Origin of the sequence: Xanthomonas sp. A1809, assembly GCF_017746015.1 — a bacterium.
Classification (GTDB): domain Bacteria; phylum Pseudomonadota; class Gammaproteobacteria; order Xanthomonadales; family Xanthomonadaceae; genus Xanthomonas; species Xanthomonas euvesicatoria.
This window is the reverse complement of the sequence record NZ_JAGHWZ010000003.1, coordinates 410,833-436,484: the sequence shown is the minus strand read 5'-3', so window position 1 is coordinate 436,484 and position 25,652 is coordinate 410,833. Positions and strand designations below refer to the sequence as shown.

Below are 25,652 nucleotides of genomic sequence, written 5' to 3'. Positions count from 1 at the left end.
CACTCAGATCAAACACTGTCCGGCCTTACGGCTTCGACAGCGTGTGCAACTGGTCCATGATCGTCTTGGCCAGGGTCGTGTAATCGCCCTTGAAATGGTGATCGCCTGGCAGTGCGACCCGCTTGGCCACGTTTGCGGGCAGGTTCGGGCAAAGCGCATCGTCGTCGTCCTGGCCGTAGATGCACACCGTCGTGCCGGCCGGCAGACGCTGGATCTCCGGCGCGATCGGCAGGCCCTCGTCGTCCGAGCCCAGCCAGTTGCTGACGTGGAACTCGTAGTCGGCCAGCTTGCCGACCGACAGCAGCGCCGTCATACGCAGGTTCTGCTTGGTCGCAGCGGGCAGTTTATTGATGGCCGCCGGCAGCACGTCGGCGCCCTGCGAAAAGCCGATCAGTACCACGCGCTGGCGATCCCAGCGCTGCGCATAGACGCGGGCAATGCGATCCAGGTCGTCGGCAAAGCCTTGCGGGGTGCGTTCGGTCCAGAAGTAACGCAGCGAATCCAGGCCGACCACCGGAATGCCTTGCGCGGCGAGTGCATCGGCCACCTCTTCGTCCAGGCCTGCCCAACCGCCATCGCCGGACACGAAGATCACGAAGGTGTCGTCGTCGCTGTCGCCATCGGGCTTGGCCGGCAGTTCCACCACCGGCAGATCCGCAAGACCGCCCGGCGGCGGCGGCAACGCCACGCCCTTCTGTTCGCCCAGCGAACGCACCGCGGCGCGCAGGCCGGGCAGGATGTCGCCTTTGGCAGAGCGCCGGAAGGTTCGCGCCTGCGGCACCTGCTTGAGGAAACCCTCTTCGGCAGCCGCCGGGCAGCGTTTGTCCTGGCTGGCGGCAAGCACCCAGGGAATCTGCAACGGCACCGGCAACAGCGTGTTGGTCCCGGGGCGTACACCCGGCTGGCAGATTGCCTGGTTGGACACGGTGGCCGGGCAGAGCCCGTCGGTGAGCACGCCGGCCAGGACGTGCGGCTTGGCCTGAGCCGCGATCGCGTAGGCCAACGCGGCGCCCTCGCCATCGCCCACCAGCAGCGGCAGACGATAGGTGGGGATGTGATAGAAGGCCTGCACGTAACGCGAGAAATTTTCCACGTCGCCGACCGAGAACGTGCAGGTGCCGCCAGCCTTGCGCAGCACTGCGTACAGGTGCGCGGTGTCCACCACCGCCACCATCGCACCGTCGGCGCGCAGGCTTTCTGCCTGGGCCTGACGCTTGGCGGCATCGCCCGCACCGGCCAGCCAGATCACCACCCGTTGCGGCTCTCCCTTGGGCATCAGCACCGGCACCTGCTCGAAACGGCCGTGGCTGACCGGTTCCGGCGCCTGCGCGGCGGCCATGCCCGACAGCGTCAACATCGCCGCGCCGCAGAGCGCGCTCCACATTTCAAGTCGTCGCATGTCGCACCATCGGGAAAAGTGGTTCAAAGATAATCGTTCCGGACTGCAGCGCGAAGCGCAGGACCTGGCTCATTGCGCCTCGGGGCGGCTGACCGCCGGCTGGCGCGCTTCCCACGCTGCCAGGGCCTGGCGGTAACGCGTCAGCTCCTCGGCATACAGATCGTGCACGCACAGCGGGCAGCCGCTCTCACAGCATTCGTTGGGCGCAGGCGGCTGTGGGGCGATCGGGCGTGGGTCTGGGCGGGAAGCAGCGCTGTCGTGCATGCGGCCATTGTAGCGTGCGCATCGGACTCAGCCGGACATGCAGCCGGCTGGGGCGTAGGCTCAGCGCCCCAGCCGCCGGCGCAGATTGGCGCGCGCTGCAGTGTCGTGGCGGGTATGGAAGTAGTCGCTCAGGAAGATGCGCGGTTGCTTGAGCACAGCCGCCAGGAATCGACGGCGATTGCGCCGGAACAGCACGCTGGGCACGTGCCCGCGATACTCCTCGGCGATGGCCTGATCGTAGGCATCGAATACCGCCGCGGGCGCGGCCAGGATCGCCATGTCGCAGTCCAGGAACAGCGCGGCGTCTTCATCCACGTCCTGCGGCTGCACTTGCCCATGCCGGGCCGTGAGCAGGATCAGCGCCTGCACCCGCTCGACATCCACCCGCGCCTGCGGCCACCAGCGCGGGATGGCTTCGGCCGCCATCAGTGCCGATTGCGCCTCGTTGTCACTGCATCCGGGCTGATACACCGCATCATGGAACAGCACCGCCAGCCAGACTTCTGTCGGCTGGCGCCAGCCCGGCCCGGCCGCGACCTCGGCGTAGTGCTGCAGCACCGCGCGAACGTGGCCGAAGTGGTGGTAAGCGCGCGGCGGGGCGGCATAGGCCTGTTCGAGCGCGGCCAGGTGGTCGGCCTGCAATGGCAATGGCGTGGCGATGTCCATGTCCGCAGGCTACCGCGTACGCGCGGCCATGCACATCAGCGCAGCGACCAGCGGCCTTCGATCTGGTAGCGCGACTGGCCAAGAAAGCTGCGCACCAGCGCGAAATCGCGCACGGTCCAGGCTAGCGCATCGCAGCGCCGCTGCGGCACCGCCTGATTGCAGTACAGCAGCGTCATGTGCGGCGTGTATTGCGCGTCGCCGGCAATGCCCACATGCGCCAGCTGCCTTCCCAATGCGCCCTGCAGCTCGTAAAGCCCGCGCACCTGCTCTTCGCCACGCAGCACGCAGGGAAGTTGCGAGCGCCTGCCGCCGAAGGTGCCGACGCGATCGAACTCCACCTCGAACGCGTCCATCTGCACGCGCGTCGCGGCCTGGCTGGCGCGGCTCACCAACGATGGCGGCAGACCACCGGCGTAATCGCCCAGATGATGCAGGGTCACATGCAGCCGTTCGCGCGCAAGCGCCTTGCCTTGGGCGTGCCCGCCTTGCAACAGGCGGTCGGCAATGCGCGCTGCATGCTCGGCAGTGGACGCATCGGCCATCACCGCGAAAAACAGACGTTCGGTGGTCTTCTCTTCTCCAAGCCCGAGCGACAGCTGTGCCTCGGCCGACGACAGGTACAGGAACTGTTGCTTCATGGGTGGATGCCGCGACCGCGCAACGCGGGCCTGCCTGAAGAAGGGCGGCGGATACTAGCAGACCCAACACGTGCCGGACATGCCGGCATGCATGGCGTGGATGTGGAACCTCTTGCATTGCGTGGAACTGCGATTGCGGCCTTGCGCCATGCATGCGCGCCTGCGGCGACACACAAAGAAACGGGCAGCATGCGCTGCCCGTTTCCGCCTTTATCGTCTTACTCCGGAGCTGCATCGGATCGGTGACGATGCACTCGGTTCAACGCGCAGCTTATGCGGCGCTCTTCATCGCATGCTTGCGGTTGCGCATGACGTCATGGCAAGCGCGTACCTCAGGCAGCAGGCGCAGCGCGGCTTCGCGTGCAGCGGCCGGGGTGTCCTGGTCGGCGATGGTCTCGTCGAACGCCTTCAACAGACGGTCTTCGGACTCTTCCAACTCGGCCACATAGCCGTACTTGGTGTCGCCCAGGGTTGCGCGAACTTTGCCGTAGAACTGCTGCATGCTGCCCACCATGGTGCCGTGCTGTTCCGGCGTGCCACCGGCGGCGGCGACCACACTGCTCAGGCTGCTGACGATGTCGGTCTTGACGCCGGCGATGCGGCGGAACAGCGTCGCGAGCTCCGCGTCGCCCACCTTGGCCGCGGCTTCTTCGTAGAAGTCCTTGCCGTCGCGCGAGATGGCGATGAGGTCGTTGAGGCTATGCTCAGTTTTGCTCTGAATGCTCATGTGTGGCTCCTTGTTTGGATGGACCGACGCGGCGCGGTGCGATGACTGCGCGTGCGGCGGGTTGAGTCAATCGATGGGTTGATTGCAGTGCCGTCGCGTTGTGTACGGCCTCATCCTCGCGTCGCCCGCATAATCGATATGTGAGCGATGTGGGCATCGTCCTCACGCCATCATGCATGCGATGAATTGCAATTCATCCATGCCAACAGCGGATCAAGATCACTTCGGCTGGCGACTGGCCCACATGTTGTCGACCAGATTCGGATACGGCCGCCCCGCCTCTTCGGCGCGCTGCTTGGCGGCTGCTTTTTGCGCATCGGTCAACGGTGTCGACTTCGCCTTGCCCTTGGGATTGGAGCGCTTCCACGGCGGTGGAGTGAACTCGTTCATGGCACTGTTCGGTCCGCTTGATGGAACGCGAAGTCTCGCCGGCGCCCCGTGAGATGGCTGTCGTGATGGCACATGGGCCGTGCGAATCGCTGCATGGCGGCGCAAGCTGCCACCGGAGCGAAACGGCGCCGCGGGCGCTTGACGCATTGCGGCACCGGCAACTCAGCAATTCGTCAGCACTGCACGTTGCTGATGGCGTTCCTGCCACACCGCCGCTGCATAGACCAGCAACCCGCCGAGCGCGGTGGCCGCGCCGACGTAGCCGGTGGAGGTCCAACCCCAGCCTGCCGTGATCGCCATGCCACCCAGCCATGGACCCAATGCATTGGCCGTATTGAACGCTGCATGGTTGGACGCTGCGGCCAGGGTCTGCGCTTCTGCCGCCACGTCCATCAAGCGCGTCTGTAAGGCCGGCGCCAACGCCCCCATGGTGCCGACCGCCACGATCGAGACGAACACCCACACGCCTGACTGCGCTGCCAGCGGAAACGTCAACATCACCACCACCGACCACAGCAGCAACACCGGTACGGCGCGGAACTGCATGCGATCGAACAACCAACCGCCCAGGATGCTTCCCAGCACCCCGCCCACGCCGAACGCCACCATCGCCAACGGGATGCGCGCTGCGGTCACGCCGGTCACCGCAGTCAAGGTCGGCGCAAGGTAACTGAAGACGCAGAACATGCCGGAAAAACCCACCGCCCCGATCGCCAATGCCAGCCACACCTGCGGCTGATTGAACGCGCGCAATTCGCGCAGCGGCTGCTGGCGCGGCTCCTCCGGCTGCGGCGGCAACAGGACCGCCACGGCGGCGACCGTGCCCAGCGCAATCACCGACACCGACGCATAGGCCCAGCGCCAGCTCACGATTTGCCCCAGCCAGGTTGCCAGCGGGTTGCCCACCAGCAGCGCAACACTCAGACCCAACAACACGCGCCCCACTGCAGTGGCACGTTGATTGGGCGGGCTGATCGATGCGGCCACCAGCGACGCAACGCCGAAGTAGGCGCCATGCGGCAGTCCGGCGATAAAGCGGCACAGCAGCATGGCGTGGTAGCTCGGTGCCAATGCGCTGGCCACGTTGCCCAGCGCATAGAAGACCATCAACAGCAGCAACAAGGTGCGCCGCGGCCAGCGCGCGCCCAGGATCGCCAGCAAGGGCGCACCCACCACCACGCCCAACGCATACGCGCTGATGACGTGACCGACCTGCGGCTCGGTGATCTGCAGGCCCTGCGCAATCTGCGTCATCAGGCCCATGGTGGAGAATTCGCTGATGCCGATCGCAAAGCCGCCCATCGCCAGCGCAAGCAGGATCAGCACGTAATCGCGCCGGGACACGCGTGGCGAAGAAAGGTCGGTATCGGTCATGCCCGACTCCAGAGTGGCGGGGCGGCCTATTATTGTGCAATGCAGCAGAGCAGGAAAGCGCGACACCAGGGGCGGTTCAGCGCCAGCGCCCACTCCATCACAGTTGCCACGCTTTCGACGCGACAGGGACGCTGTGTCCTATCTGCATCGCTCGAATCTGCTTGAGTCCGCCACCATCGCTACCGGGCACCGCGATCGGCGCGGCGTCGCGCCTGGCGCGTGATCAATTTCGACTGGTTGCTGATGTCCAAATCCACTCAATCCCCCTTGTTCTCGCCGGTGCGCCTGGGCGCGCTGGAGCTTGCCAACCGCGTGATCATGGCCCCGCTGACGCGCAACCGCGCGGTCGCCGGCCAGGTGCCCTCGCCGCTTGCCGCTGAGTATTACGGCCAGCGTGCCACCGCCGGCCTGATCGTGGCCGAAGGCACCCAGATCAGTCCGCTGGGCCAGGGTTACCTCGATACGCCCGGCATCTACACCAAGGAACAAATCGAGGGCTGGCGCGCCGTCACTGACGAAGTGCATCGCCGCGGCGGCAAGATCGTGCTGCAGCTGTGGCACGTTGGCCGCGTCTCGCACACCAGTGTGCTGCCGCCGGGCGAAGTGCCGGTTGCGCCCAGCGCCATTCGCGCCGAAGGCAAGACCTTCACCAAGAACGGATTCGAGGACGTGTCCGAGCCGCGCGCGCTGGCATTGGATGAAATCCCCGGCTTGATCGAGGACTACCGCATCGCGGCGCGCAACGCGATCGATGCCGGCTTCGACGGCGTGGAAGTGCATGCGGCCAACGGCTATTTGTTGGACCAGTTCCTGCGCGACAGCTCTAACCAGCGCACCGATGCCTACGGTGGCGATATCGAAAACCGTACCCGCCTGCTTGCCGAAGTGGTGCAGGCGATTGCCGATGAAATCGGCGCCGAGCGCACCGGCGTGCGCTTGTCGCCGGTGACCCCGGTGTACGGCGCGCACGACTCCGACCCGCAGCCGCTGTTCGAACGTGCGGTCGAGCGCCTGAACCTGATCGGCGGGCTGGCCTTCGTGCACGTGATCGAGGGCGCCACCGGCGGCCCGCGCGACAACATCGCCTTCGACTATGCCGCGCTGCGCGCCAAGTTCGACGGCGCCTGGATCGCCAACAACGGCTACGACCGCGGCATGTCCGAACAGGCCATCAGCAGCGGCTACGCCGATGCGATCGCCTATGGCCGCCCGTTCATCGCCAATCCGGACCTGGTGCGTCGCCTGCGCGAGAACGCGCCGCTGGCCGAGATCGACCAGGCCACCATGTACGGCGGCGGTGCCAAGGGTTACACCGACTACCCCGCTTTGCCAAAGTAATCGCCTGATCAGCCGCTGACCACGCGACCGCACCTGCCGGCTGGCACGGTGCGGTTGCCGTGGGTGACGCCGATGCACTGCATGCCTGCTGTTGGCCGATAAGCAGCGACCGGTCTTGCACGCGCGCCGCTGGCCATGCGGCCGCTCGGTGATTGCCAGGCGGACCGCTGCCGGCATCCTGCGCATCGCCTGCGCGCACCTGGTCGTGCGTTATTGGCATCGAGTTTTTTGCCGGTTGCCATGCGCGCCCGACACTCGTCACCCTGCATCATCTGATCCGCAACGCCACCCCATCACCACACGTGATTTCGCAGCGGCGCATGCGCGCTAACCGTCGCGATTGCCAGTACGCCAACGCTGCCGATGATGCAGCTATCTCATTGCCAAGGCTCTCGCGCATGCGACAGGGCTGCATGGTGGCGGCGGTGTATCCGCGCGATTAGCGCAACGGGCCTGCACTGCCCATCCGCAGGTGCGCTGCGCATTGGGGCGAGCGCGCGCCGGCTTCCGCCAACGCACACTGCCGCGCCACGGGGTCACCGCGCTTACGCCTTGCGCAGGAAACAGGTCTTCAACACCAGGCCCTTGATCTTTTCCGAGTTGCCCTCGATGTGCTCGGCATCGTCTTCGACCAGGCGAATGTTGCGGATCACCGTGCCCTGCTTGAGCGGGATCGAAGAGCCCTTGACCTTGAGATCCTTGATCACGGTCACCGTGTCGCCGGCCTGCAGCACGTTGCCGTTGCTGTCGCGCACCACCGTCGTGTCTGCCGCGGCATCGCCTGCGCTCCATTCGAAGCCGCAGTCGGCGCAGATCGACATCGCGCCATCGGCATAGGTATTTTCCAGTCCGCATTGCGGACAGGCGGGGACGGTAGGCATGCAATTCCTTGATCGAAGCGGGCGTGGATTGTAGCCGCCCGGGTGCGCGATCACGCACCCGGCACGGGGATGGGGCGATAGTGCGGCGCTTGTCGAATGCCCCGCAGGTCGCGCGTGTCCAATCAGCCAGTGTCCACTCCCCCGCGCACAACGCCGCCCTCCCCTCACACCCAACAAAGCGACCCCGCCGCCAGCGACAATGGCCCAGGCAAGCCCAAGGGTTCGCACGTGGTGGTGTACGTGGCACTGGCGGGCAATCTGGCCATTGCCGTGGCCAAGTTCATCGCCGCCGGCATTTCCGGCAGCTCGGCCATGCTCAGCGAAGGCGTGCATTCGCTGGTGGACACCGTCAACGAAGTGCTGCTGCTGTATGGCTTGCGCCGCGCTGCGCAGCCGCCCACCCCGACCCATCCGTTCGGTTACGGGCGCGAGCTGTATTTCTGGAGTTTCATCGTCGCCCTGCTGGTCTTCGCGATGGGTGCAGGCGTGTCGCTGTACGAAGGCATCGTGCATTTACGCAACCCCGAGCCGGCCAAGAGCCACCTGATTGCCTACTGCGTGCTCGGCGTATCGATCGTGTTCGAAGGCATTTCATGGGTGGTGGCGGTGCGCGAATTTCGCTCCAAGAAAGGCCGCATGGGCTATTTCCAGGCATTTCGCCAGAGCAAGGACCCCACCACCTTCACCGTGTTGCTGGAAGACAGCGCTGCGTTGATCGGCCTGCTGATGGCGCTGCTCGGCCTGGCCGGTGCGCAATTGTTCGACATGCCCGAACTCGACGGCATCGCCTCGATCGGCATTGCCGGCGTGCTCGCGTTTACCGCGTTCCTGTTGGCGCGCGAAACCAAGGGCCTGCTGATCGGCGAGCCGGCGCATGCGCATGTTACCGACTCGCTGCTGCGCATCGCCGCCAGCGACCCGGACGTGCGTGCGGCCAATGGCGTGCTCACCATGCAAATGGGCCCCAACCAGGTGGTGGCGGCGTTGAGCGCCGAGTTCGAAGACAGCCGCACCACACCGCAGATCGAGGCCTGCGTCGGGCGGATCGAAGCCGCTGCCAAGCAGCAACATCCCGAGCTCACCGCACTGTTCATCAAGCCGCAGACCCCGGAAACCTGGCGTGCACGGCGTGCGCAGATCGAGAGCGGAGCAGCGCCGGACTGAGGGAGACCGAAGCGTGCGGCATGCAGATGTCGTGAAGCATGCCCGTGGGTCACCGCGTCGCTGCGCGTTGGTCCATTGCGCGCTGCAGACGGTCGGCCCAACGCACTCCACGCTCCACTCCGTCTTCGCGCTGAGGCAGCCGGCGCGAGCCTGGTCGTGGAGGTCGTGCCGCCAAGCTGATCCCCGCCTCAACCGCAAACCTGGCTGCGGTTGCATGATCCGGTGCGATTGCCTACGGTGTGCGTGCGGCACCTCTTCGCATCGTGAATCAGCCGATGCATTCCCCTCGATCACCCATTCATGGAGGTTTCCAATGGAAATCAGCCAGGGTCGCGTTGCGACCATCCACTACACCCTTTCCGACGACAACGGCCAAGTGCTTGACCGCTCCACGCCCGATACTCCGCTGAGTTATCTGCATGGCGCCGGCAACATCGTGCCCGGCCTGGAGCAGGCACTGGAAGGCAAGCGGCTGGGCGATACGCTCACCGCCGACGTCGTGCCCGAACAGGGCTATGGCCCGCGCCACGAGCAGCTCATCCAGCAGGTGCCGCGCGATGCGTTTCCGACCGATGTCGACGTGGTACCCGGCGTGCAGTTCGAGGCGCGCACGCAGCAAGGCCCGGTCCTGGTCACCGTGACCGCGGTTGGCCCCGATCAGGTCACCGTGGACGGCAACCACCCGCTCGCCGGGCAAACCCTGCACTTCGCGGTCGAGGTGGTGGCAGTGCGCGAGGCCACCACGCAGGAATTGAACGACGGTCACGTGGCCGAGCTGGCCGCCTGACCCGGCGCGCGCCGCGCGCCCTCCTGGCTGCGGCGCGGGCCAGTGCGCAACACAGCGCTCGCGCTGGGCCATGGCGTCACCGACGCTGCCGATCTCGACGGCAGGTGCGGCGGGCGTAGTAAAGTGCGCGGCCCGCTCCCAGGCCTGTCTGCATGAAACTCGGCATCGACTTCGGTACCAGCAACTCCGCCGCCGCGGCGATCGTCGATGGGCAAGTGGTGCCGGTGCGCTTCGGCGAGGCCTTGCAGTTCCGCACCACGGTGTATTTTCCCGAGATCATGCGCGACCCGGACGATTTCAGCCTGACGCCAGCGCTGGAGTACGAGGTTGAGCGGCTCATTGACTCGGGCCGCCGCGATGCATTGGCCGCCGGCCGCACCCCCAACACCGACCGCCTGCGCCGCGATGCGATCCGCATCGTGCGGCGGCAGTGGATGGAAGAGCAGGTGCGTGAGCCACGCAGTTCCGCCGCCCTGCTGCAAAACGCCGTCTACGGCGACGAAGCGCTGGATGCGTATTTTCTCGAAGGCGAAGGCAGCCTGGTGCAAAGCCCCAAGTCGATGCTGGGCTACAACCTGCATCCGCGCGCACGCCAGACCATTACCGGCATCGCCACCCATGTGCTGGAACACATCCGGCTGACAGCCTCGCGCCAGTTCGACATCAACATCCGTCACGCCACGCTGGGCCGGCCGGTGCAATTTCGCAGTTCGATCGGTGAGGCCGGCAATGCGCAGGCGCTGGAGATCCTGCAGACCGCCGCGATCGCCGCCGGTTTCGACAGCGTGGACTTTCTCGAAGAACCTGCAGCGGCGGCGATGCATTACCACGTCAGCCATGACAGCCGCCACGACACCGTGGTGGTGGATATCGGCGGCGGCACCACCGACATTGCCCATGCCAGCGTCGGTGGCAGCGCTGCGCCGCAGGTACACCGTGCCTGGGGCATCGCGCGTGGCGGCACCGATATCGATCTGGCGTTGAGCCTGGCGGCCTACATGCCCCTGTTCGGCCGCGGCATCACGCGCGTGCCCACCCACCATTACGTGGAGGCGGCGATGGTGCAAGACATGACGCGACAGCGCGAATTCCGCCTGCACAAGTACCAGGACGTGCCCGCCCCCTTCGACAAGCGCCTGCAGGCCTTGCAGGACACCGGCAACACCGCGCGCCTGTATCGCGGCGTGGAAACCTGCAAGATCGCGCTCAGCGAGCTGGATCGGCACCAGGCCGCGCTCGACTTCATTGAGCGCGGCCTGGGCGTGGAGGTGCACGCCAATGCATTGGTTGCGTCCGCTTCCAGTTATCTGGGCGAACTGGCAGGGCTGCTGGCACAGGTGCGCGCCGACATGGCCGCCGCACCGACGACGGTGTTCCTCACCGGCGGCATGTCGCGGGCGGGCTACATCCGCGAGACCGTGGCCGCTGCGTTCCCCGAATCGCGCCTGGTGCATGGCGATCCGTCATTCGGTGTGGTCCAGGGACTGGCCTGGGCTGCCGCGCAGGTAGCCCACTCGTCGGACGATTAACACGCACTGCAACGTCATCCCCTATAATGGGCGGTTGCTGCTCGACGCTCAGCCGTCTTGCCTGCAACGGCACGTACACCGTGCCGCCGCGACGGCGCACCGAACGCCGCCGCACTCTCGACACCGCTTCCGCGCGCGCCACCCTAGCCGCACGCGGTGTCACCGCACTTCCCCGCTACAGGAGGCCACATGGCACGTCCCGCGACCAAGCAGAAATCCCAGCCCAGCATCGCTCGCAGCGAAGGTAAGTCGCAGCCGCTCAGTCGTGAGCGCATCGCTGCCGACATCGCCGCGTTCCGCAAGACCGGCGGCCGGATCGAAGTGCTCACCACCAACTTCGGCCCGGCGCGCAACGACGGCGACAAGAGCGCCTAACGCCACCAACACCGCGGCAGGTTGCAATGCATGTTGCCGCGAAGTTGGATTGTTGTATCAACGTGCCACCGCAAGGTGGCATGTTTGTGTCTGGCGTCCGCCGATGTCATTCATACGCATCGCGCAGGACTGCAACTCCAATGCGACCTCGTGTCGCTTCTGGCGATGACCCGCACAATGACTTCGCACAGGCCGCCGATGCGTGGCAACCGAACGCTGCGGACGCGTCGGCGCCTTGCGCTGCATCCGCGCAAAAACTCCAGGCGTGTACCCACGACTCCATCTGCATGCGCGCGTAGGCATGCATTGAACGCATGCAACGTGCCGCACTTCTGCATTCGCAGACGAGCATGCATTCACTTTGCACACCGACAGCGCAGAGTTGGCCCGTTACAATGGATTCCCCTTTGATTCTGCACGCCGTGATGTCTGCCTCCGATGCGTTGCCCGCCATGATCCGCAGCCTGTTGCCCCATTGGAATCCCGAATGGCTGGCGATTGCGGTACCGACGGTCAAGATCGTGCTGATCCTGGCAGTTGCCGCGTTGGTCCGCCTGCTGCTCCGGCAGTTGCTGCGGCGGCTGTGCACGCGTTACAGCGTGCCCGCCGAAATGATGATCGGCATCCGCCGCGTCGGCAGCTTCGTCATTTCGGTCAGTGCCTTGCTGATGGTGCTACGGGTCATCGGCGTCTCGGGCGGCACGTTGTGGACCGCATTCACCGGGTTCGCAGCCGTCGGCGCAGTAGCGTTCTTCGCTGCATGGAGCGTGCTGTCCAATATCTTCTGCACATTCCTGATCATCACCACGCGGCCATTTCGCCTGCACGATCACATCGAGGTACTCGAAGGCGGCGACAAGCCCGGCTTGAAGGGACGTGTGATCGATATCAACGTGATCTACACCACGCTGGAAGAAACCGGCGAGCGTGCCGGCAGCGTACTGCAAGTTCCCAACAGCCTGTTTTTCCAGCGCACGACGCGTCGCTGGCGCGAGACCGGCAGCTTCAACGCCAACTAGGCGCAAGGCCAAAACGCGATACTGCGGCGAGTTCGCCAGTGGCAGAACCCATACACGGCGATGTCGGCAAGCGGCAACCTCCGACGACCGCAGCAGGCTCCACTGCGGCGCACGCTTGCGATAGCGGCGCCGTCTGCGGGGACCGCGGTCGCGGTCGCATCGCGGACATGACCCATCAGCCACTCAACGCAGCTGACTGTCCTTGCTGCCGCGACGGTTGTAGCCGCTTTGCCCAGCCTGCTCCAGGTCATGCGCCTCTTGGCAGTGCACGCACAAGTGCACGCCGGGCACCGCCTTGCGGCGCGCCTCGGGAATCGGTGCCTCGCAGTCTTCGCAGTGCGTTAGGCTCGGGCCGTGGTGCAACTGACTCCGCGCGCGCTTGATCGCATCGTCGACAGTGGCATCGATCTGGTCCTGTACCGCTCCATCACCCGCCCATCCGGTCGCCATGATCGCCATACCTCGCTGGTCTGGACACATATATGGTCACTCGCGCAAACAAATCCAAGCCGCGTGTGCACAGTACGCTCAAGCTGGTTCAACTAGCATCAAATCAACGCCACTGGCCGCCGCGCGCGTCAGTGACCAGGTACTCCGCCATCCGCACCCACGAAGGAACAGCAATGGAACAGCCCGTCCACCCGTTTTCCGAACTCTTCGCCCAGCTTGGCCTGCCGTCCGACGAAGCCAGCATTCGCAGCTTCATTGCCGAGCACTCCCCGCTGCCGGGCGATATGCGCCTGGAAGAAGCGCCGTTCTGGACGCCTGCCCAATCCCAGCTATTGCGTGAAGAACGCCTCGACGATGCCGACTGGATCGTGACCATCGATCAGCTCAATATCGCCCTGCATACCACTGCCGACGATACCGGCGTTTGAGCCAGGCACGCACTCACGTGCGCCACGCTTGAGATCGCCTGCGGCTGACATGCTTGCCAGCGCATTGGTGAAAAAAAAGGAGCGGCCAATGGGCCGCTCCTTTGCATCGCAGGCAGGACAGCGGGCAGCCACGCGCGTGCCCGGCCGTGCAACCTGCGTCAGGTCACTTTCTTGGCAATCGTCATGCCCAGCACGAACAGCACGATGGCGATGATGATGCCCGCCCAGAACAGGAATTTGGCGATACCCATCGCCGCGCCGGCCATGCCGCCGAAGCCCAGCGCACCGGCGATCAAGCCGATAATTGCGAAAATGATGGCCCACTTGATCATGATGTTGTCTCCTCATCGGCACCGTGCCGTTGTTCGATCGTGTGCTTGCGGCGCAGCGCCGCAGAACATGCACCGCACGCTACCGATTCGAATGTGCCGCACTCGTGAATACGCCTGACACACGCTGCAATACACGCGTTGCATTCAGAGAGGAAGCGCCGTGTCCACGCGAGCGCACGCGCCCGTGGAGGGATCATCGCAGCTGCGCGCGGGGCCGTCCTTGCACGACGAAACACCACATGCGCATGGCATCGTGCAAGCCGCACTGGGCGCAACAGATGCACGCGCTTGCCGCATCGACTCTCAGCGCGCATGCGCGACTGGTTCGTAGTCACGCATCTGCACGGATGGATTGGTCAGTGGCCGACACATCGGCGATCATGCGCGCCTGCCCGCGACAGATCGCCATGGACACTCTTCGCTACCTCACCGGCTACCCGCCCGCCGTTCTGGATCAGGTGCGCGAGCTGATCGCACAGGACAAGCTCGCCACCGTACTGGCGCGACGCTACCCCGACCGGCACGCGATCCGCACCGATCGCCATCTCTACGAGTACGTCAAGGCGATGAAAGAGCGCTACATGCGCTCATCGCCGACCCTGCACAAGGCGACGTACGACAATCATCTGCACGTGGTCAAGCACGCCCTGGGCACGCATACGGCGATCTCCCGCGTGCACGGCGGCCGCCTGAAGGCCAGCCGCGAGATCCGCATCGCATCGGTGTTTCGCGACGCGCCGGAGCCGTTCTTGCAGATGATCGTGGCGCACGAACTGGCGCACCTGAAGGAGGCCGATCACAACAAGGCCTTCTACCAGCTCTGCAACCACATGACTCCGGACTACCATCAGCTGGAATTCGATCTGCGCCTGTATCTGACGCAGTTAGCCTTGTCTGGCGATCGCTGAGCGTGCAGGACACGTGCAGGACTTGGCGCGGCTGACCGAACCACTGCGCTCACCGACAGGCGGGCGCGCACGCCGTCGGTGCCCGGAATCGGCAAGTCTCCTTCGCACACTCTCGTACACTGCAGTTCCGAGCGCGCCGCCCACCTCCACCTGACGACCGCTCGCTACGCGGTGTTGGCCACTTTAGGATGCGCGCATGCAGCCCTCCTCTCTTGCAGACCTCACCCGCGCGGCGCAACGCCAGCAACCCGGCGCGATCAACGCGCTGGCCCAGGCGCTGGTGCGTGCCGGCCAACCGGAAGAAGCGCTTGTCTGGTATTTGCGCAGCGCGGCCGCCGGCGATGCGCTGGCGCAGGTCGAAGCCGGGCGCATGCGGGCCTATGGCGTCGGTTGCGAGGTGGACGTCGGTCAGGCGCGTGCGTACTGGGAGCTGGCCGAGCGGCAGGGCGCTGCAGCAGCACGCTATTTGCTGGCGACCCTGGCTGTGGGAGAGCAGCCGCTGACCCTGGCCGGCACTGCGCAGGATCGACTGCAGTCGGCAGCCAATGCCGACTACCCGCCAGCACTACGCGCCATCGCCATCCAGCACGGACGTGTGGCGCATCCGGAGCGGCAACGGCAGTGCGTCGCCTTGCTGGAACGCGCGGCGGCCGGCGGCGATGCCGTGTCGGCCGCCCTGTTGGCCGAGCGCCTGCTGCGCGGCGAAGGCGTGCCGCCCCAGCCCGATGCCGCTGCACAGCTCTTGCAGCAGTTGCAGCCCCTGGGCATGACCGCGCTACCGCCGGTGGACGTCGCGCCGCCGGACCCCGCAGACGACACCGCCGGTCACCGCATCGCATTCGCGCCGCGTGTTGGCCCGGTGCGACGCCACACAGCCCCACGCATCGAAGAATATGCCGCAGTCCTGTCGGCCGACGAATGCCGCTTGCTCATGCTGCTGGCGCGACCGCATCTGCGTGCCTCGAAGGTGATCGATCCCAACGATGCCAGCACCGGGCGCGCGCCGGTCCGCACCAGCCACGGCGCGACATTGGACCCCATCATCGAAGACTTCGCCGCGCGTGCCGCACAGGCGCGGTTGGCGGCCTGCGCGCAGCTCCCGCTCGCCCACGCAGAACCACTCTCGGTGTTGTGTTACGCACCGGGCGAGCAGTACCGCGCGCACCGTGACTACCTGCCGCCCGGAACGATCGCCGCCGACCGCCCCACCGCCGGCAACCGCCAGCGCACCGTCTGCGTCTATCTCAACGACGTCGGCGCCGGTGGCGAGACCGAATTCCCGGTCGCCGGCGTTCGCGTGCGGCCACGTCCCGGCACACTGGTCTGCTTCGACAACCTGCATGCCGATGGCCGCCCGGACGCCGATTCGCTGCACGCCGGCCTGCCGGTCACGGCAGGCAGCAAATGGTTGGGGACGCTGTGGTTCCGCCAGCAACGCTACCGGGATTGGTGAACAGATTCATACACACCCCCCTGCCGACGTGGTTTAAAATGTTGCAGCGCGACGTGATCGGACAGGATCTGCAAACGTCGCGTTTTTTGTTTCCCACGGCACGGGTGCACGCCCGGCTTCAGGGAAGGCACATCACGCAGCCCCGCGGAGCCTTCGATGCTTTTCGAAACCCTCGATACCACCGGCCACGAGCAGGTGATTTTCTGTCACAACCGCGACGCCGGGCTCAAGGCGATCATCGCCCTGCACAGCACGCGCCTTGGGCCAGCGTTGGGTGGCGTGCGGATGCGCCCCTATGCCAGTAGCGAGGCGGCACTCAACGACGCGCTGCGGCTGAGCCGCACCATGACCTACAAGAACGCCCTGGCCGGCCTGAATGTCGGCGGCGGCAAGGCGGTCATCATCGGTGACCCTCGGACCGACAAGACCGAAGCGCTGTTCCGCGCGTTCGGCCGGTTCGTCGATACCCTCGGCGGGCGCTACATCACCTCCGAGGACGTCGGCACGGACGTCAATGACATGGAGCAGATCTACCTGGAAAGCGAGTACGTCACCGGTGTGCACCAGGTGCACCGCGGCTCCGGCGACCCTGCCCCGTTCACGGCCTACGGCGCCCTGCAGGCACTGATGGCCTCGCTCAACCGCAAGCTCGGCCACGAAGAAGTCGGCAAGGCCAGCATTGCGATCCAGGGGCTGGGCCATATCGGCATGGAGTTGGTGAAGCTGCTCAAGGAGCGCGGCGCAAAACTCTATGTGGCCGACCTGAATCAGGCGCTGGTGGACCGCGCAGTGGCCGAATACGGCGCAGAAGCGGTGCGCCCGGATGAAATCCATCAGGTATCGGCCGACGTATTTGCTCCCTGCGCGCTGGAAGGCGCCATCAACGAAGACACGCTGCCGCAGCTCAAGGCCAAGATCATCTGCGGCACCGCCAACAACCAGCTTGCCAGCGCCGCCATCGGCGAAGAGCTGCACCGGCGCGGCATTTTGTATGCACCCGATTACGTGGTGAATGCCGGTGGGGTGATGAATGTGTCGCTGGAGATCGACGGCTACAACCGTGAGCGTGCGATGCGGCTGATCCGCAGCATCTATCACAACCTGGAAAAGGTCTTCGATCTATCCACGCAGCTGGACGTTTCGCCGCAGCAGGCGGCCGATCAGATTGCCGAAGCGCGCATTGAGGCCATCAGCAAACTCAAGCTGCCGCTGGGTCGTACTGCGCCGCGCTTCCTGCACAAACTACGCGGCGAATAACTGGCAACAGATAGATTGGGCGTAGCGATCAGCGCAGTACGAGATTGCCGCTGAAAACGCCACGCCCGGGCATTGCGCCCGGGCGTCATGCACGCCGATCAGAAATCGGCGCTGTACTTCAGGCTCAACGCACGGTCGTCGCCGCGCTCGCCCACCCGCTGGTCGTAACCGAAACGCAGCTGGCTCTGCTGGCCAAGCGGTGCTGCAGCGGTGATGCCGAACAGACCACCCGAACGTGCCGGTTGCATGCCACGCAGCGGTGCCCACGCATCCACCCCCACGAAGCTGGCATCTAGCGTCAAGCCATCGCTGCTCAGCGCCTGCTGCCATTCCGCATAGCCGCCCAGCTGGATACCGCGCCAGCGATACGCCGATCGCACACCGGCGAGCGCCTGCGTGCGCGATGACGTACTCGCGTCGGCACGCAAGCCGAAGCCATCGCCGCCGCTTTCGCGGAAACCGTCGCTGCGCAAACGCACGTAATCCAGGCCCATATACGGCGTCAGGCTTGCATGCGCGCCACCCAGGCGGTACCCGGTTTCCAGATTGCTGCTGAGGTAACTGCCGCTGTAGTCGCTGAAGGCGCTGCTGCGGTCTTCGCCCAGCTGCAGGGTGCGCTCGATCTGCCGATTGACGTTGCCAAAGCCCACTTGGCCCAGCGTGTACGCAGCGCCCAATGTCGTGCCCCAATACAGCTGCGCCTGCACCTGACGATCGCGCCCGCGTGCCCCATCCAGGTCGCCCAGACTACTGGAGCGCGTTTCGCCGAACGCAAAACCGGTGACCGCACCGGAAGCCAGACGCACATCGTTGCCCATCATCCAGCCGGAGGTGGCAAAGCCCGAAGTGGTTGCACCGCCCTCGCCCGGCCCGCCGAGTGCCCGTTGCCAGTTGCCCAACAGACGCGGCTGTTGCGAGAGCCCATCGAAATGCGCTGCCAGTGCGCGGCGACCCAGATCGATGGTGTCGAAGGTCATCGCCGCAGAGTCGGCATGCGCACGGCCGGACAGGCTGCGCAGCGAATCCGCCGCGGCCTTGGCGGTTGGCGATTGTTGCAAGGCAGCTGCAGCTCGAATGAAGCCGCCGCTGAGCGCACCATTGCCCTGGAACTGCTGCGCATCGACCTGCTGGAACGCCTGCTCGACGCGGATGGCCGAATCCATCGACGCGGTGCCGATCGCGCCCAGCGACGCAGCGACCGCGGTGACATCCATGCGCTGCAGCGACACATACGCGGTGTTGGCGTCGTAGCTGCGCGTGGCGCTCAGAAAGGTCACCGCCGGCCCGCTGCTCAGCGTGTCGAATGTGCCTTGCAGACCATTGGTCGCCTGCAGCACCGCGTAGGTCGTGTTGTTGGCGACGTAGTCGCGCCGACCGAGCAATTGCAGGTCGCCGGCGATGGTCGCCGTGCCCGCGACATTCAACCGGTCACCGACATTCAGTGCCAGGCGACCATTGCTGGCCTGCGTGTAGTTGCCGGCAATGGAGGCGGTCGCGCCGTTGACCTGCAAGGTCCCGGCGTTGTCGACCCGACCACCGATGTTGCCCGCGCCAACCAGGCGCGCGCCATTGGCGACGCTCACTCGCGCGCTCTGCAAACTGGCGGTCTGCAAGGTGCCGCCAAGGACCTGGGTGTCGCCGCTAAACGTATTGGCCGTGCTGCTCAATACCAAGGTCCCGGTGCCGCGCTTGGTCAGGCCGCCGGTGCCACTGATGTCGTTGGCCCACGTCGAACGCAAGGTCGTGACATTGACATCCACCGTGCCCCAATCGAAGCGTGCCGGCCCCAATACTGCCTTGCCGACGTTGAGCAGGCCGTAGCCGAAGACCGGATCCACGCCCGCAGCCCCCAAGTCGGTGGCGGTTCCCAGCAGCGTCTGGCGCACCAGATCATTGTTGAAATACGGAAATGCCTGCCACACCAGCGCAGCCGCACCGGAGACCAGCGGCGCTGCGAACGAGGTGCCGCTGCCGTAGAAATAACGGATGTTGCCGGCAGTGGCGTCCGGGTCGATGAACAGCGAAGTGCCTGGCGCGACCAGGCAGTAGCGCATCGCCACACCACAGGCGTTGGAGTACGACGCCAGTTGCGTCGGGTTGGCGGTATCCAGCGCGCCGACCACCAACCAACCGCGCTCCAGATCGGCCGCCGGTAGCGTCCCGTTCGGGCCAGGCTGACTGGGCAGCGCCGCCGTATCGGAGGGCTGCGAGCGCGATTCATTGCCCGACGCGAACACCACCAGCCCATCGTTGCTGAGGATGAAAGGGCGGTATTCCTGGGCAATCTGATTGGTCACCGTCGGGTCGTTCCAATACAGGCCGCCCCACGAATTGTTCATGATGCGCACACCGGCACTGATCAGATCGGCATGCACCGGCCCCAGACCGAGCGGTCCATCGACCTCGTTGCCGTCGCCGCTGCCGTCATCGTCCGGCGCACGGTCGCTGATGATGCGCGCAGACACCAGGCCCGCACCCGGCGCGATGCCGCCGGGCCATTGCCCGACCGCACGCCCGGCGGCCAGCTCGGCCACCACGGTCCCGTGCCCGACCACATCGCCCACTGCGGTGTTGTTGGTGCGTGGATCCACATAGATGAAGCTGTCGCTGACGCGTCCCTGCAACGCCGGATGATTGGCATTGATGCCGGTATCGATGACACCGATGCGGTACCCCGCGCCGGTAAAGCCAAGCGCCTGTGCCGCACGCGCGTTGGTCAGCGCCAGATGCGCATCGATCGCCGGCTCCGGCGTCGTTGGCGTTGTCACCGGTGGCGGCGGTGATGTTGGCGGCGGAGGCGGTGGTGGCGAGGTCACCGGCGGTGCGGCCGGGGTGCTTGGACGGATACCACCTCCGCCACCACCACCGCCACACGCGGTCAACGCAACCGCCAGCGCCGAGGCCAGCACGGTCCTGGCGACGTCTTGCTTCTTCATTGGTGTTCTCCCCGAACCCATTCCATGGATGGGGCCCAATCGGGCCCGAATAACGCTTTGCTTACTTTAATCGGAAAGCGTGCACGTGGCGCGCGTGCTGGCGCGGCGCCGCCATGAGGCAGATAATCGTTTCACTTTAAACGGTATCTGCTCATGTCCGACATCGTCATTGTTGCTGCCAAACGTACTGCCATCGGCTCGTTCCTCGGCCAATTCAACGCGGTGCCGGCACCCACGCTCGCCGCGGCTGCTATCCAGGGCGCACTCGCGCAATCGGGCATCGCGCCTGCCGATATTTCCGAAGTCATCGTCGGCTGCGTGCTGCCGGCCAATCTGGGCCAGGCACCTGCGCGTCAGGCCGCGATCGCCGCAGGCATTCCTACCTCGACCGGCGCCACCACCATCAACAAGGTGTGCGGCTCGGGCATGAAGGCGATCATGTTGGGGCACGACCTGATCAAGGCCGGCTCGGCCAGCATCGTGGTGGCCGGCGGCATGGAGTCGATGAGCAATGCCCCGCATCTGCTGCCCAACTCGCGCACCGGCAACCGCTACGGCAATTTTCAGGCGGTCGATCACATGGCCTGGGACGGTCTGACCAATCCGTATGACGGCCAGGCCATGGGCGTGTTCGGCGAAGCCACTGCGGAGAAGTTCGGCTTCAGCCGCGCCGACCAGGATGCGTTCGCCATCGCCTCGGTGGAACGCGCGCAGGCGGCGCAGCGCAGCGGCGCGTTTGCCGACGAAATCGTGCCGGTGACGGTGACCACGCGCAAGGGCGAAGTCGTCGTGGACAGCGATGAGCAGCCGGGCAAATCCGACGTGGCCAAGATTCCGACGTTGAAGCCAGCCTTCAAGAAGGACGGCAGCGTGACCGCGGCCAGTTCCTCGAGCATTTCCGATGGCGCGGCAATCACCGTACTGATGAGCGCGGACGACGCGCAACGCCGCGGCGTGACGCCGCTGGCGCGCATCGTCGGCCATGTCACCCACTCGCAGGAGCCGGAATGGTTCACCACCGCACCGGTCGCTGCGATTCAATCGCTGCTCGGCAAGCTCGGCTGGCAATTGGACGATGTGGACCTTTTCGAAATCAACGAAGCCTTCGCCGTCGTGGCGATGGCGCCAATCAAGCAACTTGGCATCGCGCACGGCAAGGTCAATGTGCATGGCGGCGCCTGCGCACTGGGCCATCCGATCGGCGCATCCGGCGCGCGTTTGGTGGTGACATTGGTGAACGCGTTGCGCAGCCGCGGAGGCAAGCGCGGAATCGCAACGCTATGCATCGGCGGCGGCGAAGCGACCGCCATCGCTATCGAATTGATTTAATTATCTTTAACGGCGATTTTGCAAAACTGAATGCGCGTGCGCTTGACACTCGTCTTGTGGCCGTCATCATGTCGGGGGCGCGCAATAGCGCGTTGCCTAATCTAACGACGAGGATTGAAACAATGACCATCAACAAGCTGCTGATCGCAATGGCTCTGGGCCTGGCCCTGACCGCTTGCTCGAAGCCGGAACAGGCTCAGGACGCTGCTGCTTCGGCTAACGAAGCTGCTGCCGACGCTCAGACCGCTGCCGACCAGGCTGCTGCCTCGGGCTCGCAGTCGGCTGACGCCGCTCAGGCTGCTGCCAACACCGCTGCTGCTTCGGCCGACACCGCTGCTGACGCTGCTCAGGCTGCTTCCGGCGCCGCGACCGACGCTGCTGCTGACCAGGCTGCCGACGCTGCCAAGACGGCTGAAGACACCGCCAAGGCTGCTAAGGACACCGCAGAAGAAGCCAAGAAGTAATCACTTCTTGACTCCAAGCGAGTTCGGAAAAAGCCGCTGGTTTCCAGCGGCTTTTTCTTTGCCTGCGGTGCAAGCCTTGCACGCCGTACCTGCCGGCAAGACCACCGACAACCTGCACGATTGCGTCTGTCTCCCCGGCGGCTGAATGGCCAGCCACGCATTGACGCAGACTGCATCGCCTCCTACATAAGCTCCGGCTTCCAACACCGGAACAGGAACAGGACCACCCATGAAGACGATCCGCATGCTGTCGTTGAGCGCCATCGCCGCCCTCACCCTTGCTGCCTGTCAGGGCCCGGATGCCGAGCAGGCGCGCCGCGATGCCGCTTCTGCCGCCAAGCACGCCGCCGCCGCGACCGAACAGGCCGCCGACCGTGCGGCAGTGGAAGCGAAGGCCGCAACTGCCGATGCACGCGTGGCTGCGCGCGAGTTGGCCGCAGACGCCAGCCGTGCCACCGCCAATGCGGCCGATGCCACTGCCGACAAGACGCGCGAAATGGCCAACAAGGCCGAACAGAACGCCGACAAGCACGACGCCGACCACGCGCAGCACTGAGTCGCTCCCCTCTCACAGCACCCGCAACGCGCCGGCCATGTGCCGGCGCGCTTGTCTCGGCCGACGGGTGGCTCGTGTTGTCGAGGCCGGCAGGCTAGCATTCGCATATGTCCTCTTCTTTTACGTCGCGCCGGCGCAACCAGCTGGCGCTGATTTTTTCTGCGCTGATCTTCGTCGTCATCGGAATCGGCATCTTCGTCGGTGCCCGCCGTTCGCTGGCCGATGCCGCGCTGGTGTCGCACACCCACGAGGTGATCGGGCGGGTCGACGAGATCCAGGCGCGCCTGCTCGATGCCGAGTCGGCGCAGCGCGGCTTCCTGCTCACCGGCAACGACGCCTACCTGCTGGGCTACCAAACCAGTGTCGAACGTCTGCCGATCCTGCTGGACAACCTGCGCCGCCTGATCGTCGACAACCCCGCACAGGAGCAGCACCTGGCGCAGTTGCAACGGCTGGTGGAAACCCGCCTGCGGCAGATTCAGCACGTGCTCGACATTTATACGCAAAGTGGGCTGGAGCCGGCACGTGCCGACATCCGGCAGAGCGCCTTCCGCACCACCAGCGCGATCCGCGAGCTGGCATTGGCGATGGTGCAGCGCGAACAGGAGCTGCTGGCACAACGCGCGCGAAGCAGCGAACAAAGCGCCAACCTGTTGCTGGCACTGGCATTGGCCGGCATTCCGTTCGGGCTGTTGGTGGTGGGCATGGTCTATGCGCTGTTGATGCGCGAACTGCGCCACCGCGCGCAGGCAGAACAGCTGGCGGCGCAGGCCAATCGCGAGTTGGGCGAGAGCATCGAGGCACTGCAGCGCAGTACCGCCGATCTCAACCTGCTCAGCCGTTACACCGGCCTGCTGCAGAGCTGCATCAGTGCCGAAGAAGCGTTGATGGTCAGCAGCCGTACCCTGGCCGGCCTGCTGCCGGGCGTGGCGGGAAGCGTGTACCTGCTGCGCGCCTCGCAGGACCGCGCCGAGGCGATCAGCCACTGGGGCGAGCCGCTGGTGCGCAGCGCGCCGCATCTGTCGCCCGAGCAGTGCTGGGCGCTGCGCCGCGGCCAGCCGCATATCGTCCAAGACCTGGGCCGGGATGCGCTGTGTGCGCATATCGAAGAACCCGCACACGATGCATCCGTCACCACCGCGTGCCTGCCGATGTCGGCGCAAGGCACCCAGCTCGGGTTTCTGTTCCTGTCTGCCGCCGGCCCGGGGCCGATGCCGCGGCTGGAAATCGCCGAGGCGGCCGCCGAACAGTTGTCGTTGGCGCTGAGCAACCTGCGTCTGCGCGAGTCGCTGCGCCGGCAGTCGATCCGCGATGCGCTGACGGGGCTGTATAACCGCCGCTATCTGGAAGAATCGCTGAGCCACGAGTTGGCGCGGTGCGCACGGCGTGGTCTGCCGTTGTCGGTCTTGATGCTGGACGTGGACCATTTCAAGCAGTTCAACGACAGCCAGGGCCATGCCGGCGGCGACCTGTTGCTGGCAGCGGTGGGCGAATTGCTGCTGACCCGCCTGCGCGCCGAGGACGTGGCATGCCGCTACGGCGGTGAGGAATTCACCGTCCTTCTGCCCGAAGCCGATGGCGAAGAAGCCATGCGCGTGGCCGAGCAGATTCGCAGTTACATCGCCGCGCTGGCGGTCAGCGACGGTGCGCGCGCCTTGCCGAAGGTGACGGCCTCGATCGGCGTGGCCAGCTTCCCTGCCGATGGCGAACAGGGTGCGAGCCTGATCCAGAAAGCCGACGCAGCGCTGTATCGGGCCAAGCATGCTGGGCGCAACCGGGTCGAGCGATACGGTGCTGCTACGGACAGTGCGGACTGAAGGTAGCTGACAAGGCCACGGCGGGCAGCCAGGCGCGGCCGCGCACGAAGCCGGGAGGTAGCACGCGGAGACTGCGGCCCTGGTGCGCCGCGCGCACCCACTTGACGGCTGCTCGCAGCGTTTGCCGACAGCTTCGGCGCGCGCGTCGTCCATCCCGGTTTGCGGAGTTCGTCACACAAAAGATCCAGTTGCGCAGCGATAGTCGGCCTCGACCCCTAAAGCGAGGCAGTCCGATGTCGATGTGGCGCGATCAAGGTCCCAATAAGAAAGACGGCGTTCCGGTCACCCCCGAGGTTCCTGCGGCCGATGGCAGGCTCTTCACCGCCGAGGCCAGCCCCGCGCCGCCGGTGCCCGCCGCCGCAGCGCCCAGCGTCGCGCCGGCAGCTGTGGCCACGCAGCGTCACAGCGAAGCGAAAGAGTCGCTGATCGCTGCCGACATCAGCATCGAAGGCAAGATCGAAGGCGCCGGCCATGTGCGTCTGGCCGGCCGCTTCAAGGGCGATGTCAACGTCAAGGGCGATCTGACCATCGAACGCGGCGCCAAGCTCAATGGCGGCGTGCGCGCCAACAAGGTGATCATCGCCGGCGAGCTGGAGGGCAACATCGAATCTGCCGCGCAGGTCGAACTGCAGACGTCCGGTGTGTTGGTCGGCGATGTCAAGGCCGGCAGCCTCACGGTGGCCTCGGGTGCGCGCATGCGCGGCCAGGCCGATTTCGGCTGGGGCGATGATGGCGGCAAGCCGGTCACTGCCAGCAAGCCAGTGGTCAGCGGAGACAGCGACGCCACATGAGTGCACCTCGCCCGGGCACGCCCGGCGCCACGCGCAGCTGCCCGCACTGCAAGGCGACGATCCTGGAAAGCGCCAGCGTCTGCCCTGCGTGCAAGCACCACCTGCGCTTCGATTCGGCGGCTGCGCAACACGCGCAGCCGGCGCCGATCGTGCCGCTCAAAGTCGACGGCACCATCCGCCACCCGGCCGACGGCGATCCGTGGGAATACACGGTGGTGGTGGTGGTGCGCAACGGGAAGGGCGAGGAGATCCGTCGCCAGGTGGTCGATGTCGGCGCCATGCACGGCGGCGAAGAACGCGGCTTCACCCTGGCGGTGGAAGCGAGCGCGGTGCGTTCGCCCGGGCGGCGTACGCGGCATTGAGAACAGCTGACAAAACGA

General features: G+C 65.7%; 27 protein-coding genes and 1 other RNA gene. 17 read left to right on the top strand and 11 right to left on the bottom strand.

Going from position 1 to position 25,652, the window contains the following annotated elements:
- Positions 1–25: 25 nt before the first annotated feature.
- The 7 genes from J7396_RS02995 to J7396_RS02965 form a co-directional block, all read right to left on the bottom strand.
- Positions 26–1,399, bottom strand: coding sequence for an AcvB/VirJ family lysyl-phosphatidylglycerol hydrolase (locus J7396_RS02995; protein WP_033479569.1), 1,374 nt, complete (start codon positions 1,397–1,399; stop codon positions 26–28).
- A gap of 69 nt (positions 1,400–1,468) precedes the next feature.
- Positions 1,469–1,663, bottom strand: coding sequence for an oxidoreductase-like domain-containing protein (locus tag J7396_RS02990; RefSeq protein WP_008578230.1), 195 nt, complete (start codon positions 1,661–1,663; stop codon positions 1,469–1,471).
- Between the two features lie 60 nt (positions 1,664–1,723).
- The gene (locus J7396_RS02985; RefSeq protein WP_209260935.1) at positions 1,724–2,329 is read right to left on the bottom strand and encodes a hypothetical protein; all 606 of its coding nucleotides are present in this window, start codon (positions 2,327–2,329) and stop codon (positions 1,724–1,726) included.
- Between the two features lie 35 nt (positions 2,330–2,364).
- A complete protein-coding gene (gene thpR / locus J7396_RS02980; RefSeq protein ID WP_008578228.1) occupies positions 2,365–2,967 on the bottom strand; it encodes an RNA 2',3'-cyclic phosphodiesterase in 603 nt (200 codons plus the stop codon).
- A gap of 271 nt (positions 2,968–3,238) precedes the next feature.
- On the bottom strand, positions 3,239–3,694 hold the full coding sequence (locus J7396_RS02975; protein ID WP_014089716.1) for a PA2169 family four-helix-bundle protein: 456 nt from the start codon (positions 3,692–3,694) through the stop codon (positions 3,239–3,241).
- A 219-nt stretch (positions 3,695–3,913) separates the two neighbouring features.
- On the bottom strand, positions 3,914–4,084 hold the full coding sequence (locus J7396_RS02970; RefSeq protein ID WP_014089715.1) for a hypothetical protein: 171 nt from the start codon (positions 4,082–4,084) through the stop codon (positions 3,914–3,916).
- A gap of 162 nt (positions 4,085–4,246) precedes the next feature.
- Entirely contained in the window at positions 4,247–5,458 is a 1,212-nt protein-coding gene (locus J7396_RS02965; RefSeq protein ID WP_031421810.1) for an MFS transporter, read from the bottom strand.
- A gap of 219 nt (positions 5,459–5,677) precedes the next feature.
- Between J7396_RS02965 and J7396_RS02960 the strand changes: the two genes are divergently transcribed.
- Entirely contained in the window at positions 5,678–6,796 is a 1,119-nt protein-coding gene (locus J7396_RS02960) for an alkene reductase (protein ID WP_071117413.1), read from the top strand.
- A 545-nt stretch (positions 6,797–7,341) separates the two neighbouring features.
- Here the strand turns inward: J7396_RS02960 and J7396_RS02955 are convergent.
- The gene (locus J7396_RS02955; protein WP_011346848.1) at positions 7,342–7,677 is read right to left on the bottom strand and encodes a zinc ribbon domain-containing protein YjdM; all 336 of its coding nucleotides are present in this window, start codon (positions 7,675–7,677) and stop codon (positions 7,342–7,344) included.
- Between the two features lie 114 nt (positions 7,678–7,791).
- Here J7396_RS02955 and J7396_RS02950 point away from each other — a divergent pair, with 114 nt between their 5' ends.
- The 5 genes from J7396_RS02950 to J7396_RS02925 all read left to right on the top strand — a co-directional run bounded on the left by J7396_RS02950 (position 7,792) and on the right by J7396_RS02925 (position 12,551).
- Positions 7,792–8,841: a cation diffusion facilitator family transporter gene (locus tag J7396_RS02950; RefSeq protein WP_071117412.1), complete on the top strand. Its 1,050-nt coding sequence runs from the start codon at positions 7,792–7,794 to the stop codon at positions 8,839–8,841.
- Between the two features lie 313 nt (positions 8,842–9,154).
- A complete protein-coding gene (locus J7396_RS02945; RefSeq protein WP_014089711.1) occupies positions 9,155–9,628 on the top strand; it encodes a peptidylprolyl isomerase in 474 nt (157 codons plus the stop codon).
- Between the two features lie 152 nt (positions 9,629–9,780).
- Complete coding sequence (locus J7396_RS02940) at positions 9,781–11,157, top strand: Hsp70 family protein (protein ID WP_209260934.1); 1,377 nt, start codon at positions 9,781–9,783, stop codon at positions 11,155–11,157.
- A 189-nt stretch (positions 11,158–11,346) separates the two neighbouring features.
- A complete protein-coding gene (locus J7396_RS02935) occupies positions 11,347–11,532 on the top strand; it encodes a hypothetical protein (protein WP_008578219.1) in 186 nt (61 codons plus the stop codon).
- A 425-nt stretch (positions 11,533–11,957) separates the two neighbouring features.
- Complete coding sequence (locus tag J7396_RS02925) at positions 11,958–12,551, top strand: mechanosensitive ion channel family protein (RefSeq protein ID WP_209261007.1); 594 nt, start codon at positions 11,958–11,960, stop codon at positions 12,549–12,551.
- 183 nt (positions 12,552–12,734) lie between these two features.
- Here the strand turns inward: J7396_RS02925 and J7396_RS02920 are convergent, their stop codons facing one another.
- Positions 12,735–13,001: a DksA/TraR family C4-type zinc finger protein gene (locus tag J7396_RS02920; protein ID WP_029818991.1), complete on the bottom strand. Its 267-nt coding sequence runs from the start codon at positions 12,999–13,001 to the stop codon at positions 12,735–12,737.
- A 173-nt stretch (positions 13,002–13,174) separates the two neighbouring features.
- On the opposite strand from J7396_RS02920, the gene J7396_RS02915 reads away from it, so the two are divergent.
- Positions 13,175–13,429 (top strand): DUF2789 domain-containing protein, encoded by a 255-nt coding sequence (locus tag J7396_RS02915; RefSeq protein ID WP_008578215.1) that lies wholly within the window; start codon positions 13,175–13,177, stop codon positions 13,427–13,429.
- Between the two features lie 158 nt (positions 13,430–13,587).
- Here J7396_RS02915 and J7396_RS02910 read toward each other — a convergent pair whose 3' ends face one another.
- Complete coding sequence (locus J7396_RS02910; protein WP_003489471.1) at positions 13,588–13,761, bottom strand: DUF1328 domain-containing protein; 174 nt, start codon at positions 13,759–13,761, stop codon at positions 13,588–13,590.
- A 278-nt stretch (positions 13,762–14,039) separates the two neighbouring features.
- On the opposite strand from J7396_RS02910, the gene J7396_RS02905 reads away from it, so the two are divergent.
- The 4 genes from J7396_RS02905 (at position 14,040) to J7396_RS02890 (ending at position 17,379) form a co-directional block, all read left to right on the top strand.
- Positions 14,040–14,669 (top strand): M48 family metallopeptidase, encoded by a 630-nt coding sequence (locus J7396_RS02905; protein WP_011346840.1) that lies wholly within the window; start codon positions 14,040–14,042, stop codon positions 14,667–14,669.
- Between the two features lie 102 nt (positions 14,670–14,771).
- Positions 14,772–14,849, top strand: a non-coding RNA gene (locus J7396_RS02900) — sX9 sRNA.
- Between the two features lie 16 nt (positions 14,850–14,865).
- Positions 14,866–16,122 carry a 2OG-Fe(II) oxygenase gene (locus J7396_RS02895; RefSeq protein ID WP_209260933.1) on the top strand — a complete coding sequence of 419 codons (1,257 nt, stop codon included), beginning with the start codon at positions 14,866–14,868 and terminating at the stop codon, positions 16,120–16,122.
- 156 nt (positions 16,123–16,278) lie between these two features.
- Positions 16,279–17,379 carry a Glu/Leu/Phe/Val dehydrogenase dimerization domain-containing protein gene (locus J7396_RS02890; protein WP_005924809.1) on the top strand — a complete coding sequence of 367 codons (1,101 nt, stop codon included), beginning with the start codon at positions 16,279–16,281 and terminating at the stop codon, positions 17,377–17,379.
- 98 nt (positions 17,380–17,477) lie between these two features.
- Here J7396_RS02890 and J7396_RS02885 read toward each other — a convergent pair whose 3' ends face one another.
- Positions 17,478–20,315 carry an autotransporter serine protease gene (locus tag J7396_RS02885; RefSeq protein WP_136732502.1) on the bottom strand — a complete coding sequence of 946 codons (2,838 nt, stop codon included), beginning with the start codon at positions 20,313–20,315 and terminating at the stop codon, positions 17,478–17,480.
- A 153-nt stretch (positions 20,316–20,468) separates the two neighbouring features.
- Here J7396_RS02885 and J7396_RS02880 point away from each other — a divergent pair, with 153 nt between their 5' ends.
- The 6 genes from J7396_RS02880 (at position 20,469) to J7396_RS02855 (ending at position 25,634) form a co-directional block, all read left to right on the top strand.
- Entirely contained in the window at positions 20,469–21,644 is a 1,176-nt protein-coding gene (locus J7396_RS02880; protein WP_209260932.1) for a thiolase family protein, read from the top strand.
- Positions 21,645–21,766: 122 nt separating this feature from the next.
- Complete coding sequence (locus J7396_RS02875; protein ID WP_003489455.1) at positions 21,767–22,108, top strand: hypothetical protein; 342 nt, start codon at positions 21,767–21,769, stop codon at positions 22,106–22,108.
- Positions 22,109–22,337: 229 nt separating this feature from the next.
- Positions 22,338–22,664: a hypothetical protein gene (locus J7396_RS02870; protein ID WP_011346837.1), complete on the top strand. Its 327-nt coding sequence runs from the start codon at positions 22,338–22,340 to the stop codon at positions 22,662–22,664.
- 107 nt (positions 22,665–22,771) lie between these two features.
- Complete coding sequence (locus tag J7396_RS02865; RefSeq protein ID WP_014089702.1) at positions 22,772–24,481, top strand: diguanylate cyclase; 1,710 nt, start codon at positions 22,772–22,774, stop codon at positions 24,479–24,481.
- Positions 24,482–24,714: 233 nt separating this feature from the next.
- Positions 24,715–25,272, top strand: coding sequence for a polymer-forming cytoskeletal protein (locus tag J7396_RS02860; RefSeq protein WP_014089701.1), 558 nt, complete (start codon positions 24,715–24,717; stop codon positions 25,270–25,272).
- Positions 25,269–25,634, top strand: coding sequence for a hypothetical protein (locus J7396_RS02855; RefSeq protein ID WP_008578205.1), 366 nt, complete (start codon positions 25,269–25,271; stop codon positions 25,632–25,634). Before J7396_RS02860 ends, J7396_RS02855 begins: the two co-directional genes overlap by 4 nt.
- Positions 25,635–25,652: the final 18 nt, after the last annotated feature.